Origin of the sequence: Halomonas sp. DP5Y7-2 (genome assembly GCF_019802025.1) — a bacterium.
Classification (GTDB): domain Bacteria; phylum Pseudomonadota; class Gammaproteobacteria; order Pseudomonadales; family Halomonadaceae; genus Halomonas; species Halomonas litopenaei_A.
In genome coordinates, this window is sequence record NZ_JAHVHY010000009.1 from 1 (window position 1) to 16,698 (window position 16,698).

At 61.1% G+C, this 16,698-nt stretch carries 14 protein-coding genes and 1 rRNA gene; 12 read left to right on the forward strand and 3 right to left on the reverse strand.

Going from position 1 to position 16,698, the window contains the following annotated elements:
• The 6 genes from rrf to nrdF form a co-directional block, all read left to right on the forward strand.
• Nucleotides 1-114, forward strand: a 5S ribosomal RNA gene (rrf, locus tag KUW18_RS16915); the annotation flags it as partial.
• A 653-nt stretch (nucleotides 115-767) separates the two neighbouring features.
• Complete coding sequence (gnd, locus tag KUW18_RS16920; protein ID WP_222164154.1) at nucleotides 768-1,673, forward strand: phosphogluconate dehydrogenase (NAD(+)-dependent, decarboxylating); 906 nt, start codon at nucleotides 768-770, stop codon at nucleotides 1,671-1,673.
• Between the two features lie 365 nt (nucleotides 1,674-2,038).
• The gene (gene nrdH / locus KUW18_RS16925; RefSeq protein ID WP_206944232.1) at nucleotides 2,039-2,263 is read left to right on the forward strand and encodes a glutaredoxin-like protein NrdH; all 225 of its coding nucleotides are present in this window, start codon (nucleotides 2,039-2,041) and stop codon (nucleotides 2,261-2,263) included.
• Nucleotides 2,264-2,357: 94 nt separating this feature from the next.
• Complete coding sequence (gene nrdI / locus KUW18_RS16930; RefSeq protein ID WP_224852158.1) at nucleotides 2,358-2,762, forward strand: class Ib ribonucleoside-diphosphate reductase assembly flavoprotein NrdI; 405 nt, start codon at nucleotides 2,358-2,360, stop codon at nucleotides 2,760-2,762.
• A complete protein-coding gene (gene nrdE / locus KUW18_RS16935) occupies nucleotides 2,744-4,915 on the forward strand; it encodes a class 1b ribonucleoside-diphosphate reductase subunit alpha (protein ID WP_206944230.1) in 2,172 nt (723 codons plus the stop codon). Before nrdI ends, nrdE begins: the two co-directional genes overlap by 19 nt.
• A gap of 254 nt (nucleotides 4,916-5,169) precedes the next feature.
• Entirely contained in the window at nucleotides 5,170-6,150 is a 981-nt protein-coding gene (gene nrdF, locus KUW18_RS16940) for a class 1b ribonucleoside-diphosphate reductase subunit beta (RefSeq protein ID WP_206944255.1), read from the forward strand.
• A gap of 127 nt (nucleotides 6,151-6,277) precedes the next feature.
• Here the strand turns inward: nrdF and KUW18_RS16945 are convergent, their stop codons facing one another.
• Nucleotides 6,278-7,288: a helix-turn-helix transcriptional regulator gene (locus KUW18_RS16945; protein WP_206944229.1), complete on the reverse strand. Its 1,011-nt coding sequence runs from the start codon at nucleotides 7,286-7,288 to the stop codon at nucleotides 6,278-6,280.
• A 107-nt stretch (nucleotides 7,289-7,395) separates the two neighbouring features.
• Here KUW18_RS16945 and KUW18_RS16950 point away from each other — a divergent pair, with 107 nt between their 5' ends.
• The 3 genes from KUW18_RS16950 (at nucleotide 7,396) to KUW18_RS16960 (ending at nucleotide 11,301) form a co-directional block, all read left to right on the forward strand.
• Nucleotides 7,396-9,615, forward strand: a complete 2,220-nt coding sequence (locus tag KUW18_RS16950) for a TonB-dependent siderophore receptor (protein ID WP_242520939.1) — start codon at nucleotides 7,396-7,398, stop codon at nucleotides 9,613-9,615.
• On the forward strand, nucleotides 9,605-10,636 hold the full coding sequence (locus KUW18_RS16955; RefSeq protein ID WP_222561970.1) for an alpha/beta hydrolase: 1,032 nt from the start codon (nucleotides 9,605-9,607) through the stop codon (nucleotides 10,634-10,636). The genes KUW18_RS16950 and KUW18_RS16955 overlap by 11 nt, the downstream gene beginning before the upstream one ends.
• Nucleotides 10,637-10,737: 101 nt before the next feature.
• Nucleotides 10,738-11,301: a type 1 glutamine amidotransferase domain-containing protein gene (locus KUW18_RS16960; RefSeq protein ID WP_222164148.1), complete on the forward strand. Its 564-nt coding sequence runs from the start codon at nucleotides 10,738-10,740 to the stop codon at nucleotides 11,299-11,301.
• A 67-nt stretch (nucleotides 11,302-11,368) separates the two neighbouring features.
• On the opposite strand, the gene nhaC is transcribed toward KUW18_RS16960, so the two are convergent.
• Nucleotides 11,369-12,862 (reverse strand): Na+/H+ antiporter NhaC, encoded by a 1,494-nt coding sequence (nhaC, locus tag KUW18_RS16965; RefSeq protein ID WP_206944226.1) that lies wholly within the window; start codon nucleotides 12,860-12,862, stop codon nucleotides 11,369-11,371.
• Between the two features lie 21 nt (nucleotides 12,863-12,883).
• Nucleotides 12,884-13,717, reverse strand: coding sequence for a trans-sulfuration enzyme family protein (locus KUW18_RS16970; protein WP_261396779.1), 834 nt, complete (start codon nucleotides 13,715-13,717; stop codon nucleotides 12,884-12,886).
• Between the two features lie 5 nt (nucleotides 13,718-13,722).
• Between KUW18_RS16970 and KUW18_RS19925 the strand changes: the two genes are divergently transcribed.
• The 3 genes from KUW18_RS19925 to KUW18_RS16985 all read left to right on the forward strand — a co-directional run bounded on the left by KUW18_RS19925 (nucleotide 13,723) and on the right by KUW18_RS16985 (nucleotide 16,430).
• A complete protein-coding gene (locus tag KUW18_RS19925; protein WP_315900688.1) occupies nucleotides 13,723-14,364 on the forward strand; it encodes a FadR/GntR family transcriptional regulator in 642 nt (213 codons plus the stop codon).
• 246 nt (nucleotides 14,365-14,610) lie between these two features.
• Nucleotides 14,611-15,594 (forward strand): biotin--[acetyl-CoA-carboxylase] ligase, encoded by a 984-nt coding sequence (locus KUW18_RS16980; RefSeq protein WP_222561973.1) that lies wholly within the window; start codon nucleotides 14,611-14,613, stop codon nucleotides 15,592-15,594.
• Complete coding sequence (locus KUW18_RS16985; protein WP_206944222.1) at nucleotides 15,591-16,430, forward strand: type III pantothenate kinase; 840 nt, start codon at nucleotides 15,591-15,593, stop codon at nucleotides 16,428-16,430. Before KUW18_RS16980 ends, KUW18_RS16985 begins: the two co-directional genes overlap by 4 nt.
• The last annotated feature ends 268 nt before the right edge of the window (nucleotides 16,431-16,698 follow it).

Here is a 16,698-nt window from a genome sequence, read left to right on the forward strand (position 1 = left end):
TGACGACCATAGCGAGTGGGAACCACCTGATCCCTTGCCGAACTCAGAAGTGAAACCGCTCAGCGCCGATGGTAGTGTGGGGTCTCCCCATGCGAGAGTAGGTCATCGTCAGGCATTTATTCAGAAGAACCCCGATTATCGAGAGATGGTCGGGGTTTTTCGCATGCATGGGTCGACCCCGCTTTTTATGTGTGGGGCCGCGCCGATAACCGCCTCGGCGCGGTCCGGCCTGGCTCTTCTCAAGGGCGGGCTCGTGGCGTTCGCCACCCCTTGCAGCTTCGCTGCAGCCGTTGTAAAGAGCTCCAGGGTGGCTCACCCCCATGCGAGAGGCAAGCTGCCTGGTTGCTAGTACCTCTGCGGATATCGGGATTTTCCACAAGGTCAAGATCGTTTCCATAGACGAGTGCGGGTCGATGGCTCCCTCGGCGTGGACCGGCCTGGTCCTTCTCAAGGGCGGGCTCGTGGCCCTCGCCACTTCTTGCAGCTTCGCTGCAGCCGTTGTAAAGAGCGCCAGGGTGGCTCACCTACATGCGAGATCAGGCATTTATTCAAAAGAGGCCCGGCTATCTAGAGATGGCTGGGCTTCTTTTATGACGTCCGCCTTTTCCGTCTAGCCGAAGCTTGGCGTAGCGGAAGGCGGGCGTTGGCTCTCTGCAGCCGTACGTTGAAGGCCGCATAAGGCGGCTGTGCATTGGCACCATCTGAACCGACAGATATCGTGAGCACCGCGACGATACTGACGTCACCATTCATTTAGAGGAGCATACATGGATCTTGCAATGATTGGCCTTGGGCGCATGGGCGCCAACATGGCAGAACGTCTGGTTCGCGGCGGTCATCGTGTCATTGGTACAGACCCTGGCGCTGAGGCACTCTCCAGCGCGCAGCAGCGAGGAGTTGAGCCAGCACAGACTCTGGCAGAGGCGGTCGAGCAACTTCCTTCCCCGCGTATCGTATGGCTGATGGTACCTGCGGGGGAAGCCGTTGATGCACTGCTCAAGGAGCTGACATCGCTGCTGTCCCCTGATGACATCGTCATCGATGGTGGCAACTCCATGTACAAGGACAGCGTGCGACGTGCCGCTGAGCTGCGTGAACATGGCTTGAGCTATGTGGATGTGGGAACCAGCGGTGGCGTGTGGGGGCTGGCAGAGGGCTACAGCATGATGGTCGGCGGTGATGATGCCGTGGTCGAGAGGCTCAAGCCGCTGTTCGAGACCCTGGCCCCGGCTGCCGACAAAGGGTGGGGACACGTAGGGCCCAGCGGGGCAGGCCACTTCACCAAGATGGTCCACAATGGTATCGAGTACGGCATGATGCAGGCGTTTGCGGAAGGCTTCGCCATCATGGAGAAGAAGACCTCCTTCGGGCTGGACCTGCATCAAGTCGCTGAGATCTGGCGTCATGGTAGCGTCGTACGGTCCTGGCTGCTCGACCTGACCGCCAATGCCCTCGACAAGAACCCGACCTTTGACGGCATCGCCCCCTACGTCTCTGATTCCGGCGAAGGGCGTTGGACGGTGAGCGAGGCCATCGAACTCGACGTCAGTGCCCCGGTCATCACGATGTCCCTGCTTGAGCGGCTGCGCTCCCGTGAATCCGACTCCTATGCGGACAAGATGCTCGCTGCCATGCGCAATGAGTTTGGCGGCCACGCCATCAAGTCATCCTGAGCATCATTGCGCAGCTATTAGCCTCCCTGGTAGCTCCGGCCGGGGAGGCCAACATTATCTGGTAGCGTGTGCTGATGAGCGCTGACCAGCGACGGATGATCTCCTAGCGCTGAAACAGATTTTTATTGCTGTCTTGACAAGACGGGAAGCGGGCAGTGGCGCGGGCTCCAGCGGTGCCCAAAGTTGTCCACAGGGAATACACAGAAAAAAACTATATCTGTGCTTGGAAAAATCTCCCTCTACCATATATAGTGCCCTACCGAAGGCGGGGAGTACGGCCTGGTGCCGTGACTCCACCGACCGCCCATGTCCACGCCATCCCCTATGATGGGCGTATCATCACGTCACGGACGGTAACGATTATCATGACCATCACGATCTATAGCAAACCCGCCTGCGTCCAGTGCAACGCCACCTACCGCGCCCTGGACAATCAGGGAATCGACTATACCGTGGTCGATCTGACCCAGGACGCCGATGCCATGCAGCGAGTCCAGGAGCTGGGCTACCGCCAGGTGCCCGTCGTCGTCGCTGGCGAGGATCATTGGGCCGGCTTTCGCCCGGACAAGATCAGTACGCTGGTCGCCTGATAACGTCCTTCGCACGTAAGTTCTTCGTATCTAGCGGATGTGCGCGGCGATGGCCGCGTCACGTCCGAGGCTTCAGGGATGCAGGAGAATCGTCTTGGCTGAGCTGGTCTATTTCTCGACAAAGTCTGGCAATACACGACGCTTTGTAGAAAAGCTGGGTCTGTCTGCCAGGCGTATTCCGCTCAGTCGTGACGACGGTCCTCTGCGTGTCGATCAGCCATATATTCTCGTTGTGCCGACCTACGGCGACGGTGACCCGATGAGCTCGGTACCGCCACAGGTGATTCGGTTTCTCAACGATGCACACAATCGGTCCCTGATTCGGGGCGTGATCGCGGGTGGCAACACCAATTTCGGCGCAGCCTTTGGCCTGGCCGGGAGAGTGATCGCGCAGAAGTGTCAGGTGCCGCTTCTTTATCGGTTTGAACTGATGGGCACGGATGAGGATGTCCATCGTGTTCTTGCAGGGGTGAAAGAATTTTGGAAACGCTCAGCCTAGAAAAGGATGCGGCAACGCGACCCGCTGCCGATCACAACGCCAAGACACTCGACTATCACGCGCTGAATGCGATGTTGAACCTGTACGATGCCGAAGGGCGTCTGCAGCTCGACAAGGATCGCGAGGCCGCGCGTCAGTACTTCCTGCAGCACGTGAACCAGAACACCGTGTTCTTTCACTCGCTGCAGGAAAAGCTCGATTACCTGACGGAGCAAGGCTACTACGAGCGCCAGGTGCTCGATCAGTACGACTTTGATTTCGTTACCGCGTTGTTCGATCAGGCCTATGCGGTCAAGTTCCGGTTCCAGAGCTTCCTGGGAGCGTTCAAGTACTACACCAGCTATACCCTCAAGACGTTCGATGGCAAACGCTATCTTGAGCGCTTCGAGGATCGCGTCTGCATGGTCGCGCTGTCGCTCGCGCGTGGCGACGAGACGTTGGCGAAGCAACTGGTCGATGAGATCATCCACGGCCGCTTTCAGCCGGCGACGCCGACGTTCCTCAACTGCGGCAAGCAGCAGCGGGGCGAGTTGGTCTCCTGCTTCCTGCTGCGGATCGAGGACAACATGGAGTCCATCGGGCGCTCCATCAACTCGGCTCTGCAGCTGTCCAAGCGGGGCGGCGGTGTCGCCTTCTCGCTTTCCAACGTGCGCGAGTCTGGTGCTCCGATCAAGCGTATCGAAAACCAGTCTTCAGGCATCATTCCGATCATGAAGATGCTGGAGGATGCGTTCTCCTATGCCAACCAGCTTGGCGCTCGCCAGGGCGCTGGTGCGGTCTATCTCAACGCACACCACCCGGATATCCTGAACTTCCTCGACACCAAGCGCGAGAACGCCGACGAGAAGATTCGCATCAAGACCCTTTCACTGGGGATCGTGATGCCGGATATCACGTTCGAGCTGGCCAAGCGTAACGAGGACATGTATCTGTTCTCGCCCTATGACGTCGAGCGCGTCTATGGTGTGCCTTTTGGCGACATCAGCGTGACCGAGAAGTACGACGAGATGGTCGCTGACGGTCGTATTCGCAAGAAGAAGATCAACGCTCGTGAGCTGTTTCAGACCATTGCCGAGCTGCAGTTCGAGTCTGGCTATCCGTACCTGATGTTTGAGGACACAGTGAACCGCGCCAACCCGATCGATGGCCGGATCAACATGTCCAACCTCTGCTCGGAAATCTTGCAGGTCAATACACCTACCGAATACGACGATGACCTGGGCTATCGCAAGATCGGTGAGGATATTTCCTGCAACCTTGGTTCGCTCAACATCGCCAAGGCCATGGACTCTCCTGACTTCGGTGCGACGGTAGAGACCGCTATCCGTGGATTGACCGCGGTTTCCGAGATGAGCAACATCAGCTCAGTGCCGTCGATTGCCGAGGGCAATGCCAAGTCTCACGCCATCGGCCTGGGCCAGATGAACCTGCACGGTTACCTGGCTCGCGAGCATATCTACTACGGCAGCGAAGAAGGGGTGGATTTCACCAACATCTACTTCTACACCGTAGCGTTTCACGCCATTCGTGCGTCCAACCGCATCGCCATTGAGCGCAACCGTCACTTTGCCGGTTTCGAGAAGTCGAGCTATGCCAGCGGCGAGTACTTCGACAAGTACACCGAGCAGGCGTGGGAGCCGAAGACCGACAAGGTACGCGCGCTGTTCGACAAGAGCGGGATCCATATTCCGACTCAGGAGGATTGGCGTGAGCTGAAGGCGTCGGTGATGGCTCATGGGTTGTTCAATCGCAATCTGCAGGCGATTCCGCCCACCGGGTCCATTTCCTACATCAACAACTCCACGTCGAGTATTCACCCGGTCACGGCCAAGGTGGAGATTCGTAAAGAGGGTAAGTTGGGACGTGTGTACTATCCGGCCCCCTACCTGACGGACGAGAATCAGGACTACTATCAAGACGCCTATGAGCTTGGTCCTGAGAAGATCATCGACACCTATGCTGCCGCCACGCAGCACGTTGACCAGGGGCTGTCGCTGACGCTGTTCTTCCGCGACACGGCGACCACCCGCGACGTCAACAAGGCGCAGATTTACGCCTGGCGCAAGGGCATCAAGACGATCTACTACATCCGTCTGCGTCAGGCGGCGCTGGAAGGGACGGAAGTGGAAGGTTGCGTGTCCTGCACCCTGTAATGATGAGCCGTGATGGCGAAGCCGTCACGGAGTAGGCGGAAAGACAGGCCAAGGCGAAGTCACGGGTAGGAGTCTCTGGCACGATGCCGTGAGCCCTACCTGTCTTCGCCGCTCCTTTGCCAGCGAGACTACTGTTGTGGAATTCGCACGGGCAAAGGGACTGAAGGCCGTCTTGGTCGCCGTTTTTTGCTTCAATCGAGCGACGCGCCGTGCTCAGGGCCCGGCGCCAACCGAACGAGAACCCTCTCATGGATATGCCCGCTACCTCTGCTGCCCGTCGTTTGAGCCGGGTCGACGCGATCAACTGGAACAGACTCCAGGACGACAAGGACCTCGAGGTCTGGAACCGTTTGACCGGTAACTTCTGGTTGCCGGAAAAGATCCCCTTGTCCAACGATATCCCGTCGTGGAATACCCTGACGGAACATGAGCAGCAGCTCACCATTCGTGTCTTCACGGGCCTCACCCTGCTCGATACCATCCAGGGCACGGTGGGGGCTCCTGCGCTGATCGAGGACGCGGTAACGCCTCATGAAGAAGCCGTACTGACCAACGTCAGCTTCATGGAGTCGGTACACGCGCGTTCTTACAGCTCGATCTTTTCCACGCTGTGCGCGACCCGTGATGTGGATGATGCCTACCGCTGGAGTGAAGAGAACCCCTTCCTGCAGAAGAAGGCCGAGTTGATCCTGGAGCGTTACCGCGCCGAGGACCCGCTCATGCGCAAGGTGGCGAGCACCTTCCTTGAGTCCTTCCTGTTCTACTCTGGCTTTTATCTGCCGATGTACTGGTCAAGCCGCGCCAAGCTGACCAACACCGCCGACCTGATTCGTCTGATCATTCGTGATGAGGCTATCCATGGTTATTACATCGGCTACAAGTTCCAGCGTCAGCTGGCCCAGCAGCCGCAGGAGCGTCAGGAAGAGATCAAGGCTTACGCATTTGAGCTGCTGTTCGAGCTCTATGAGAACGAGGTGAAGTACACCGAGGCGCTGTACGACGACGTTGGTCTGACCGAGGACGTCAAGAAGTTCCTGCATTACAACGCCAACAAGGCGTTGATGAATCTTGGCTTCGAGGCACTGTTCCCGTCCAGCGTGACCGATGTGAGCCCGGCCATTCTGGCCGCGCTGTCTCCTGGCTCCGATGAGAACCATGACTTCTTCTCTGGTTCAGGGTCTTCCTATGTCATCGGCAAGACGGTGAGCACCGAAGACGAAGATTGGGCATTCTGACCGTCGTGTGTTGTCACTCACAGCGGAGTGACGTCTGACGACAGGGCCACGGCGATCGCCGTGGCCCTTTTTTTTGCTCCTGGAACGTCGCGCTGTCGCGTCTCGGGGGCAATGCCGATGCGGTGCCTTAGCTGGCGGCGTCTGTGCTGAGTTCGCGCTGAGCGTGACGCCGGCACTGTGCCGGACCTTCACCAAAATGTTGCTTGAAGGCGGTGGCGAAGTTGGCGGCGTGCCGGTAGCCGGCGATACTGGCCGCGGTATCGACGCTGACGTTCTCGTCTTGCAGCGCCGCTCGGGCGCGCAGCAAGTGCTGCTGTCGCAGTCCGGCACTCAACGGCAGCCCATATTCCCGGTGATAACGCCGCTGCAGTTGTCGCAGACTCATCCCCAATCGGCTTGCCATGTCGGCGGGCGACAGGTGCAGCGACTCGCCGCTGGCGATCCAGCCGGCCAGGCGTTGCTGCCAGGCCTTACCATCGTGGGACACAGCAGGGGTCGTCTGGTGCGCCAACGCCTCGGACACCATGGCAAGGGCGATCGATTCGCGCTCCAGGTTAAGGACCGTCGTCATGTCGGCGGTCTGACTCACGCTGTTCAGGCGTGCCACCAGGTCGCTTGACGGTGTCCACCTCAGATGGCCGAGGTGCTGCCTGAGGCCGTGACAGCAAACACTGGGCAGCGGAGAGCCCAGACGACGCTGGAGCCAGTCCGAGGTCAGGCTCAGTACGGCACTGAATTCCACTGCGCCACGCCTGCCGTGGCGGACGAAGGTGGTGGGCTCGTCGACCGCTATCAGCAGGCCGCAGGCTCGCTTGTTGGCATCGAGTGTAAAGCTATGCTCGTCGAAGCTCACGCAGGCCTCTCCGCGCCAGACCAGCGAAATCTTGAGACCTGGATGCAGCCGTGCCCGGGGCGTTACACCGTGGCGGTCACGCAGACGATTGAGCCGCAGGTACATGCCACGCTGGACCTCATGCTGTTGCACGATGCCATGCAGCGGCGCTCCAGTGGCCTGGTGGTCGGCCGCGGTGCATTGATACTGGCTGGTCAGTACGCCCGCCAGTGACGTCAGGTCATGCTGATGAATCCAGCCGGCCTGGGGGGCTTTCGGCTGCGTCGTGGTGAAGGTTGTCGTCATGCCAAAGGTCGCTGGTCAAAGGGCAAAGGTATCGGGGTGCCGTCAGTGACAGAATGTCGCTCCAGGGATTTGAATGCAATAGATTCGCATTAAGTTTTGGAGGTGGCATGAAGGGCAACATGTTGTTGGCGTGGGTGCTTGCCGGAGCGGGGGGTGCGCTGCTGGCCACCGCTGCCCAGGCGCAGGATATCGCCGAGCAGAGGGCAGAGGGTCGGGGAGCAGAGGCCCAGGGGGCTGGGGGGATAGGCGCTGATGATCCGGGAATCGAGGATCAGGAGCTGGACGTTACCCGGGTGATCGGTGTGCGCCTGTACGACATGTTGGCCAGCGAGCAGACCGGGGGCTATAGCGTTGATGCGGCCACGGTGGGTACCAAGGTGCCGGCCGCCCTGCGAGATATCCCGCAGTCGGTCAGCGTGGTCACCCACGATGCCATCGAGGACCAGGGGTTTGTGACCTTGGATCAGTTGGCGGCACGCACGCCGGGGGTGCGGGTACTCAGCAACGATTATGGTCGTTCCTCCATCTTTGCCAGAGGCTATGAGTACGATGCCTACAGCATTGATGGGCTGCCTGCGCCCATGAGCAGTATCCTCGGGTCAGTGCCGAGCCTGACCGCGTTCGACCGGGTCGAAATCATGCGCGGGCCGTCGGGGCTGTTCAACAGCACCAGCGAACTGGGCGGCATCGTCAACCTGGTGCGCAAGCGTCCGACCGAGACCTTCCAGGCTGAGGTGTTCGGCAGCCTGGGCACGCTGGACGATGGTGCGCTGGGAGTGGATGTGGCGGGGCCCATCGATGAGGCCGGCCGGGTAAGAGGGCGGTTTGTGGCACGCTCCACGGAGAACGCACAATGGGTCGATGACAACGATAACCGGCAGGATGACCTTTACGCAGCGGTAGATATCGACCTGACCGATGCCACCGAGCTCTCCCTTGGCATCATTCATAATGCCAAGGACATCACGGTCAACAACGGCCAGCCGACCGATGCCGATGGGGATCTTCTGTATACCCGTCGTAGCGCCTTCTATGGGGCTGACTGGAACGACTTTGACAGTGAGTCCACGGATGTACTGGCAGAGCTGACACATCGCTTTGCCAACGATGGCTACGGTCGCGTTGCGGCCCGCTACTCCGACCGAGATGCGGACTACAACTATGCCTTCGGCGCCGGTGCGGTGGATGATCAGGGCAGGCTGAATGCTGCCGGTTTCGGGGGTAAGACCGACGAGACGTCGCTGTCACTGGACGCCAGCTACACCCAGGCGTTTGACGCTTTTGGCAATGACAACGAGTTTGTGGTCGGGCTCGACCATAAGGACTACGACCAGGACAATCGCCAGGGGCGGGCGCGCGGGCTTGGAAGCAGTCTCAGCGTCGGTCAGCTCAATGATCTGGCCTACGTCAATGTCCTGGACAGTGCCCAGGCTGGCCTGTCCGGCTTCAGTCTTACCGACACCCGCAGCGAGCTGGAAGAGACCGGTGCCTACGCCAAGGTAACGGTCAGACCGATCGCCCCTCTGGCCTTGATCGCCGGCGGCCGCTTCAGTCATTTTTCCACCGAATACGACGACCGCACCAGTGATAGCGAAAGCTCTCGCAGTGACAGCGAATTTACGCCCTATGCAGGGGCTGTGCTGGACCTGGATGCTCAGCACTCCCTCTATGCCAGCTATTCGCGGGTCTTCAAGCCTCAGACGGCGTTCAACGAGGACAATGATCTGATCGATCCCCGTGAGGGCGATCAGTACGAGGTCGGTATCAAGGGCAGTTACCTGGGGGGGCGGCTGAATGCACGCGCCAGCGCCTACCAGCTCGAAGACAGCCATCGTGCAGCCGCGTCGAGTGATCCCGGTGCCAGCTATTCCGTGGATACCGGTGAAGTGCGTATTCGCGGTGCCGAGCTGGAAGTCACTGGAAGTCTCACCGACCAGTGGGACCTGATCTTTGGCTATACCTATACCGATACGGAGATCGAAAAGGCATCCAGTGCCCGGGATGATGGCATCTTCCTGCTGATGCCCGAGAACATGGTCAACCTATGGTCGCAGTATCGTTTCCAGCAAGGGATGCTCAATGGCCTGTCACTGGGCGGCGGGATCACCGCCATGAGCGACTTCAGTTCGAGCAGCGGCGTCGAGGCACCCGGCTATGCAGTGGTGGACGCGATGCTTGGCTATGAATTTACCCCGCAGCTGAGCGGCCAGCTCAACGTCTACAACCTGTTCGACCGTGAGTATTACCTGCGTGCAGGGGGCGAGGGCTCCTTCAACTTCGTGGGTCAGCCAGCCAGCGCCCTGGCCACCTTGCGCTATGCGTTCTAAGGCGTGGCAGATCATCGCGGGCTGGCCCCTGGGCATGCTGGTGCTGGTGTCACTGTTAGCGTCTCTCGTCGACAGCGCTGTCGCCATGGATGACGGCAGCGTGATGCCTGAGCTTGATGGGTCTCGGGTGGTGGTGGACGCGCAGACAGGCCTGTCCTATCAGGTCGAGGTGTCGATGCCGGATGCGCCTCGGCCAGCGCAAGGATACCCCGTGCTGGTGGTGCTGGATGGCAATGCACGCTTCCCGTTGCTGCGTGAGGCGCGGGACACGCTGACGCGAAAAGGTCCTGAGGGCAGCGCCCTGCCTCTGGTCATCGTCGGTGTCGGCTATCCCGGCGCTGAGCGCTTTGATTCCCAGCGACGTCGCTGGGATTTCACGCCCCCTGTGCCAACGGATATCGCCGCGCACGCGGCTGAGGCCGGCGAAGAGGGGGCATCAGCGAAGGGGCAGGAATCTGTGCAGGAAGGAGGGGCAGACCAGTTTCTTCACTTCTTGAGTGCTCAGTTGCTGCCCATGCTCGAGCGGGACTTGACGCTGGATCCGGAGCGTCGCGCGCTGCTGGGTCACTCGTTGGGAGGGCTGTTTGCGCTCTACGCTCAGCAGCGCTGCCCCGAGTGCTTTCGCCGGCTTTTCGCCATCAGCCCCTCGCTGTGGTGGGGTCAGCGTTATCTGGTCCAAGCGCTGGATGCCCGGCTGCAGGATGCTGAGTGGTGCGAGGCGCTTGAGGGAACATCGTTGCTGGTGGGGGTCGGTGCGCGTGAACAGTCACCACGCGAAGGCCATGTCGGGTCCCAGCGAGATCGCTTGCGCCTTCGGCGAGCCATGGTAGATGAAGCGCGTGACTACCAGCGCCGGCTACAGCAGCGCTGCGTTTCCCTGTCGAGTGAACTGATGATCTTTGCCGGTGAAGATCATGGCAGTGTGATGTGGCCAGCGGCGCGACAGGTCGTGGAAAGGCTGGCTGATCACGAGCAGGAGTCGCGTTCTGGGGAGAGTCTTCGCGACAGGGGTAGCAGCTGAAACGGCATACGGGTTGAAGTCTGGGGACTGCATCACTATCTTGTACAAGTGCGTGACAGAGCTTAAGAGAATGTCCAACTTATCTCTACAAGGAGGATGTCATGACGCAGCAAGTGGAAGGCAAACGAGTCGCGATCTTGGCCACTCACGGATTCGAGGAATCCGAGCTCGCGGTGCCAAAGGCCAAACTGCAGCAGCAGGGCATCGTCGTGCACGTGGTCTCGCCTGAGGCGAAAGGCATCAGAGCCTGGGCGGAAAGCGACTGGGGCGATACCTATGGCGTGGACGTGGCCCTGGAAGACGCCAGTGAGCACGATTATCACGCACTGGTGCTGCCCGGTGGCCTGTTCAACCCCGACGCCTTGCGTCTGGATGAAGCGGCCCTGGCGTTTGTCCGAGCGTTCTTCCAGGCGGGCAAGCCCGTTGCCGCGATTTGCCACGCCCCTTGGATCCTGATCAATGCTGATGTAGTAAGCGGGCGCAAGCTGACGTCCTACCCCAGTGTGGCCCAGGATCTACGCAATGCTGGCGCCGAATGGGTGGATCAACAGGTGGTGGTCGACAATGGCCTGGTGACCAGCCGCAAGCCCGATGATTTGGACATCTTCTGCCACAAGCTGGTGGAGGAAATCGGCGAGGGTCGGCACGCTAAGCAGCACGCCTGAGGCAGATCACACGCGGTTGATTCAAGGCCCCCGACGATGCCTTCGTCGGGGGCCTTGTGCTTAGCTGTCACTGGGTTGGCCGAGGAGCCTCCCGCGTGGAAGCAGCTGGCTCGCATGGGGCGGACTCGGTGGCGGCGAGTCGGCGGACGCCGTACCAGCCCGTCCAGGGGCCGATCATCGCCAGCAGGATCGAGAACACAATGCCCAGGTAGTTGAACAGGGCCCAAGGTGCGTAATCCAGGGTGGCGACGCCCAAGGTGCCGGCCATGTAGATGGCAGAGACGGTCCAGGGGGCCAGTGGCTCGGGAATCATGCCGCCATCCTCCATGCTGCGTGACAGTACCAGCGGGTGCAGGCGGCGTTTTTGGTACTGCTCGGCGAACAGTTCTCGGGTAAGGAAGAAGGTCACGTAGCTGTTGCCGGTGGCCAGAATGATGGTGCAGCTGGCAGCCAGTGACGCCAGGATCGTGCCACGTGCCGAGCGCACGTAGGCCAGACTGCGGTCAAGCACCACTTTGAGGATGCCGGAGGCCTCAAGGGCTGAGGCAAAGAAGAAGGCACACAGAGCGAACAGCACCGCACCGTGCATGCTGTAGAGGCCGCCGCGATTTAGCAGACTCGCCAGTGCCGCTGGCAGGGTGGAAACGTCAAGGCCCGGGTTGAAGCTGGTCAGCAGACTGACGTTGAAGCCGGACACTGCTGCCTGAGCGACCGCCTCAAGGCTCGCGCCCTGAACGATCATGGCCAGCAGGGCGGCGCAGGCCGAAGCCAGAAACAGCACCACCAGGGTGGGTTTCTTGCGAATCGATCCGTAGAGCACGATGGCCACCGGCAGCAGCAGCAGCGGGTTGAGGCGATAGAGGCCGTCAAGGGTATTGGCACTGGCAGCGATGGCGGCCGGCATACCCGCGCCCAGCTCCATGTTGAGCCCCAGCATCAGGTAGACCACCGCCGCCACCAGGGCGGCGGGGAGTGAGGTGTACATCAGGTTGCGAATATGGCGATAGAGGTCCTCGCCCACCACCATGGAGGCCATGATGGTGGTGTCCGACAGCGGTGACAGCTTGTCGCCGAAGTAGGCGCCGGAGAGCACGGCGCCGGCGGTGATCGCCAGGTTGATGTCCATGGCTGCAGCGATGCCCATGATGGCCACGCCGAGGGTGCCGGCGGACCCCCAGGAGGTGCCGGTGAAGGTGGAGACGATGGCGGTGCCAAGAAATGCCATGACGTAGAGGTAGCGAGGGTCGATCAGCTCCAGGCCATGGTAGATGAAGTAGGGAATGGTGCCCGAGATCATCCAGCTGCCGATGATGATGCCGATGCTGTAGAGCACCAGCAGGGCGGACAGGGCGGTTTTGACCTTGGCGCCCATGATGTCCATGACCCCTTCCCAGGTTCCGCCATGAAGAAGGCTGAACAGGGTGGCGGCGGCACCTAGGGTAATCAGTACCAGCTCGGTGGGAAGGCCCGCTACCACGATGCCGTAGACGATGGCGAAGGCGATGGCGGTGAGCAGCAGCAGGGATGGAGCAAGGCCAGGTTGTCGTTGTGTTGCTGGCATGGGATGTCCTCCTCAGGGTGATCAGTGATCGAGCGCGGTGAACCCCCGCTCCAGGTCGGCGATGATCTCGTCAATGTCTTCCAGCCCGATGGCCAGACGGATCAGTGGCTGGCCGCTACCGTCGGGACGCAGCGGAGACAGGGCGAGGCTTTCGTAGCCACCCCAGCTCACCCCAATTCGCATCAGCTGCAGGGCATTGATGAAGCGTTCCACCCGCGGGTAGCTGGGATCGTGCAAGGCGAAGCTGAGCAGGCCCGAGTGGCCCTTGAGCTGACGTGCCGCCCACTCAGCCGCCGGACCCTGGGCAAGGCTTGGGTGATACACCGCGGCCACCTGTGGATGGGCGTCAAGGAAGGCGGCAATCGCCTGGCCGTTGCGCAGGTGTTCTGCCATTCGCACCGGCAGAGTGCGCAGGCCACGCAGGATCAGCGACGCGCTGTGGGGCGAGAGCGCCGCTCCCAGCAGCTGGTGACCATTAGCGAAGAGCCTGTCGATCACCTCGGCGTTGCCGATGACGGCGCCACCGACCACGTCGCTGTGGCCGCCGATGTACTTCGATAGCGAGTGCACCACCAGGTCGACTCCATGGGTGATCGGCTTCTGGAACAGCGGAGTCGCCCAGGTATTGTCGATCAGCGTCAGAATGCCGTGCTTTCTGGCGATGCGGGCGATGGCCTCGAGATCGGCCAGTTCCATGCGCAGCGATGAAGGGCTCTCTATGTAGATCAGGCGTGTCTCGGGGCGCAGGTGGGCGCCAATGTCCTGGTCGCCGCTGATGCCGTCATGGCTGACGCCGTAGCGTGCCATCTGGTCGAGCAGCTCCACCGCGGGGCCATAGATCTGATTGATGCGCAGGAGAGATCAGCGCCTACATCGCCGCGCAGGAGCTGGCGCCGGGGACACAGCTACCCTCAATGGGAGAGTGGATGGAGCGTCTCGAGGTAGGTCGCTCGACCCTGAGAGAGGGACTCAAGAAGCTGGAGGCGGAAGGCATCATCGACATCGTCAATGGCAAGGGCCTGTTTGTCAGCGAGCAGCGCACCTTCCAGTTGCTGGCGAGTCTCGGGATCAAGGACGCCAAGGCCCACTTGATCGAGATGCTCGAGGTCCGCGAGGCGCTTGAGGTCCAGGCGATCGTGCTGGCGATACGCCACGCCGCCGATCACCAGCTCGACGCCATGGCCAGCCATCTGGACGATTACCGTCGCGCCAGGGAAAAGGAGGACTTTCTGGGAGTGAGCGAGGCCGACGCCGCCTTTCACCTGGCCATCTACCACGCCTGCGGCAATCGTGTGCTGGTGGGATTGATCCAGATGATGCATGACGAACTGTATCTGTCCTGGGACTCACCGGAAGATCGACTCCGGGTATTCGATGCCGGTTTTCCGTTTCATGAAGCCCTGCTGGAGGCCATGCAGCAACGGGACGAGCCGGCGGCGCGGGCTGCGTTTACCCACTTGATCGCGGCAACCCGCCAAAGCGTCGACGCCCTCTCTGCCTGAGCCCTCACAGGTTGTCGAGCCTGCGTCGACGGGGTGACGGCGGCGCCGCGGCCACTGGGGCATTCACCTCCCAGCCTGGGGCGATTCACGCATCCGGGGCCGGCGTCGCAGGGTTCTGAATGGCGATTATCCTAGGAAGGCGACCGAGAGCCGCGTCTGCTCAAGCGTGAGCCGGAATGCGCGCGCATTTCCGGCGCAAGCTGTCTTTCGATAGACTATGCCCTTTTCCCGCGTAAGGGGCGAGGAATGACCATTGGTGAGCTGATCCGGCTGTTGAGTGATGGCGAGTTTCACTCTGGACAGCAGCTGGGCGAGAAGCTGGGGGTGTCCCGAGCGGCGGTGTGGAAGCAGCTGCGCAAGCTCGAGGATCTTGGCATTCCCATGCAAGCGGTGAAAGGGCAGGGGTATCGCCTGGCAGAGCCGTTGGAACTGCTTGAAGGACCGGCGGTGGTGGCGGCGCTGTCCCGTGACTCGCGTCAGCACCTCGCTCGCCTGTTCGTGGAAGACACTCTTCCATCCAGTAACGAGTTTCTGCGCGAGCGCTTTCGTCAGGGGGCTGGGCATGGCGAGGCTTGCCTGGTCGAGCAGCAGTCTGCGGGACGCGGACGACGTGGCCGGATCTGGACGACCCCCTGGGGGCGTACCCTGATGTGCTCCGTGGGCTGGCGCTTTGACGCCGGCGTTGCGGCGCTGGAAGGGCTCAGTCTGGCGATCGGCGTGGTGCTGGCCCAGATGCTGGAGCGCCACGGCTTGAATCCCGCCTTGAAATGGCCGAATGACGTACTGCTTCCCGATGGCCAGGGTGGCTTTGGCAAGTTGGCCGGCATCCTGGTGGAAATGAGCGGAGATGCCGCGGGCCCCTGTGAGGTAGTGCTGGGGATGGGAATCAACGTGGATCTGCCTGATAGCTTCCGGGCGCGCATCGATCAGCCGGTCGCCTGTGTACATGATCAGGCGCCAGGGCTTTCCCGCAACGTCATGGCGGCAGAGCTGATGGACGGCTTGTTGACCATGCTGGCAGGCTTTGAGGAGAACGGGTTTGCGGCCTGGAAAGACGAGTGGAACGCGCGCCACGCCTTTGCTGGCTGGGATATCGAGATCATCAGGGGTGAGCGCCGGGAGCTCGCCCGGGCGGGAGAAGTGGATGACAACGGCAATCTCTGGGTGCGCAAGGATGAGCAGGATGAGCGCCTTGTCGGAGGAGAGATCAGCGTGCGAGCGCGCCCATGATTCTTGACCTGGATATCGGCAATACTCTGTCCAAATGGCGCCTCAAGGATGCTGATAGCAGCGAGATACGCTCGCGCGGTGCGGTATGGACCCGGGAGGAGTGGAAGCCTGGAGCGGACATCCCGGATCTCGACGTGGTCGAGACCGTGCGGATTTCCAGCGTGGCGCGTCGTTCGGTGCTGGCCCAGACGGAATCGTTGCTGAAGGACAGGGTACGCTCCGTCCACGTGGCACGTTCCTGTCGTGAGGCCCTTGGGGTCACCAACGGCTACCACGAACCTGGACGATTGGGCGTGGATCGCTGGATGGGGGTCCTGGCCGGTTATCAACTGGCGGGAGCCAGCTGCACGGTGGACTGTGGTAGTGCCATCACGGTGGATTTCGTGCTGCCTGGGGGGCGTCATCTTGGGGGCTATATACTCCCTGGGCTTCGTCTCATGAAGGAAAGCCTGAAACTCGGCACACGTAACGTGGCCATCGATCCGGACAGCGAGGCGGACGAGCTGCTGGCGCCAGGCCGGCGCACAGTGGAGGCCGTGAATCACGGGATTTATATGGCGGCTGTGAGTGCCGTCAACCGGATTTACAGTGAAGTGTGCGATCGCGAAGGGGTTGCCCTGCCGATGCTGGTCACGGGAGGGGATGCCCGAGTCGTCTCGAGGGGTATCCAGGTGCCCCACGCCATTTGGCCAGATATGGTCTATGCGGGACTCGAGGCGTGCTTTCCGCTCACCGCAGCAGAGCGTGCTGGCAAGATGGCTGGCGCCCCAGTGCCGCCTGCGCCAGTGGCGCTGGAAAAGATTCGTGCCGGATTAGCCTTCTCGATGCTGCTGTGACAAGGCCGGGAGCCGCGAGCCCCTGGTGTGCTCAGCGACGATGGGTGGGGCGGCTGTCGCCCAGGTCGGGGAGCCGCTCGGGGAAGTCGAGAGTCCTTTTGTCCCACGCCAACAGGCGAGAAGGATGTGGTGTCCGAGCGAAAAAAGCGTTGAGGGCCTTGCGTTATTCGTTGGGCTTTGACACAATGCGCCGCGTTCCAAGGCAGGCGGCGAGGCCGCTGTCCTGTGTCGAGAAGGTGAAAAAGAATCTAGAGGAGCCGATTCTTTT

What these genes read in the sequence shown, in the direction of transcription:
- KUW18_RS16955 (WP_222561970.1), top strand. Translation starts at nt 9,605, where the DNA reads ATGCGTTCTAAGGCGTGGCAGATCATCGCGGGCTGGCCCCTGGGCATG.
- nhaC (WP_206944226.1), bottom strand. Translation starts at nt 12,862, where the DNA reads ATGCCAGCAACACAACGACAACCTGGCCTTGCTCCATCCCTGCTGCTG.
- KUW18_RS16945 (WP_206944229.1), bottom strand. Translation starts at nt 7,288, where the DNA reads ATGACGACAACCTTCACCACGACGCAGCCGAAAGCCCCCCAGGCCGGC.
- KUW18_RS16950 (WP_242520939.1), top strand. Translation starts at nt 7,396, where the DNA reads ATGAAGGGCAACATGTTGTTGGCGTGGGTGCTTGCCGGAGCGGGGGGT.
- KUW18_RS16980 (WP_222561973.1), top strand. Translation starts at nt 14,611, where the DNA reads ATGACCATTGGTGAGCTGATCCGGCTGTTGAGTGATGGCGAGTTTCAC.
- nrdH (WP_206944232.1), top strand. Translation starts at nt 2,039, where the DNA reads ATGACCATCACGATCTATAGCAAACCCGCCTGCGTCCAGTGCAACGCC.
- KUW18_RS16985 (WP_206944222.1), top strand. Translation starts at nt 15,591, where the DNA reads ATGATTCTTGACCTGGATATCGGCAATACTCTGTCCAAATGGCGCCTC.
- gnd (WP_222164154.1), top strand. Translation starts at nt 768, where the DNA reads ATGGATCTTGCAATGATTGGCCTTGGGCGCATGGGCGCCAACATGGCA.
- nrdF (WP_206944255.1), top strand. Translation starts at nt 5,170, where the DNA reads ATGCCCGCTACCTCTGCTGCCCGTCGTTTGAGCCGGGTCGACGCGATC.
- KUW18_RS16960 (WP_222164148.1), top strand. Translation starts at nt 10,738, where the DNA reads ATGACGCAGCAAGTGGAAGGCAAACGAGTCGCGATCTTGGCCACTCAC.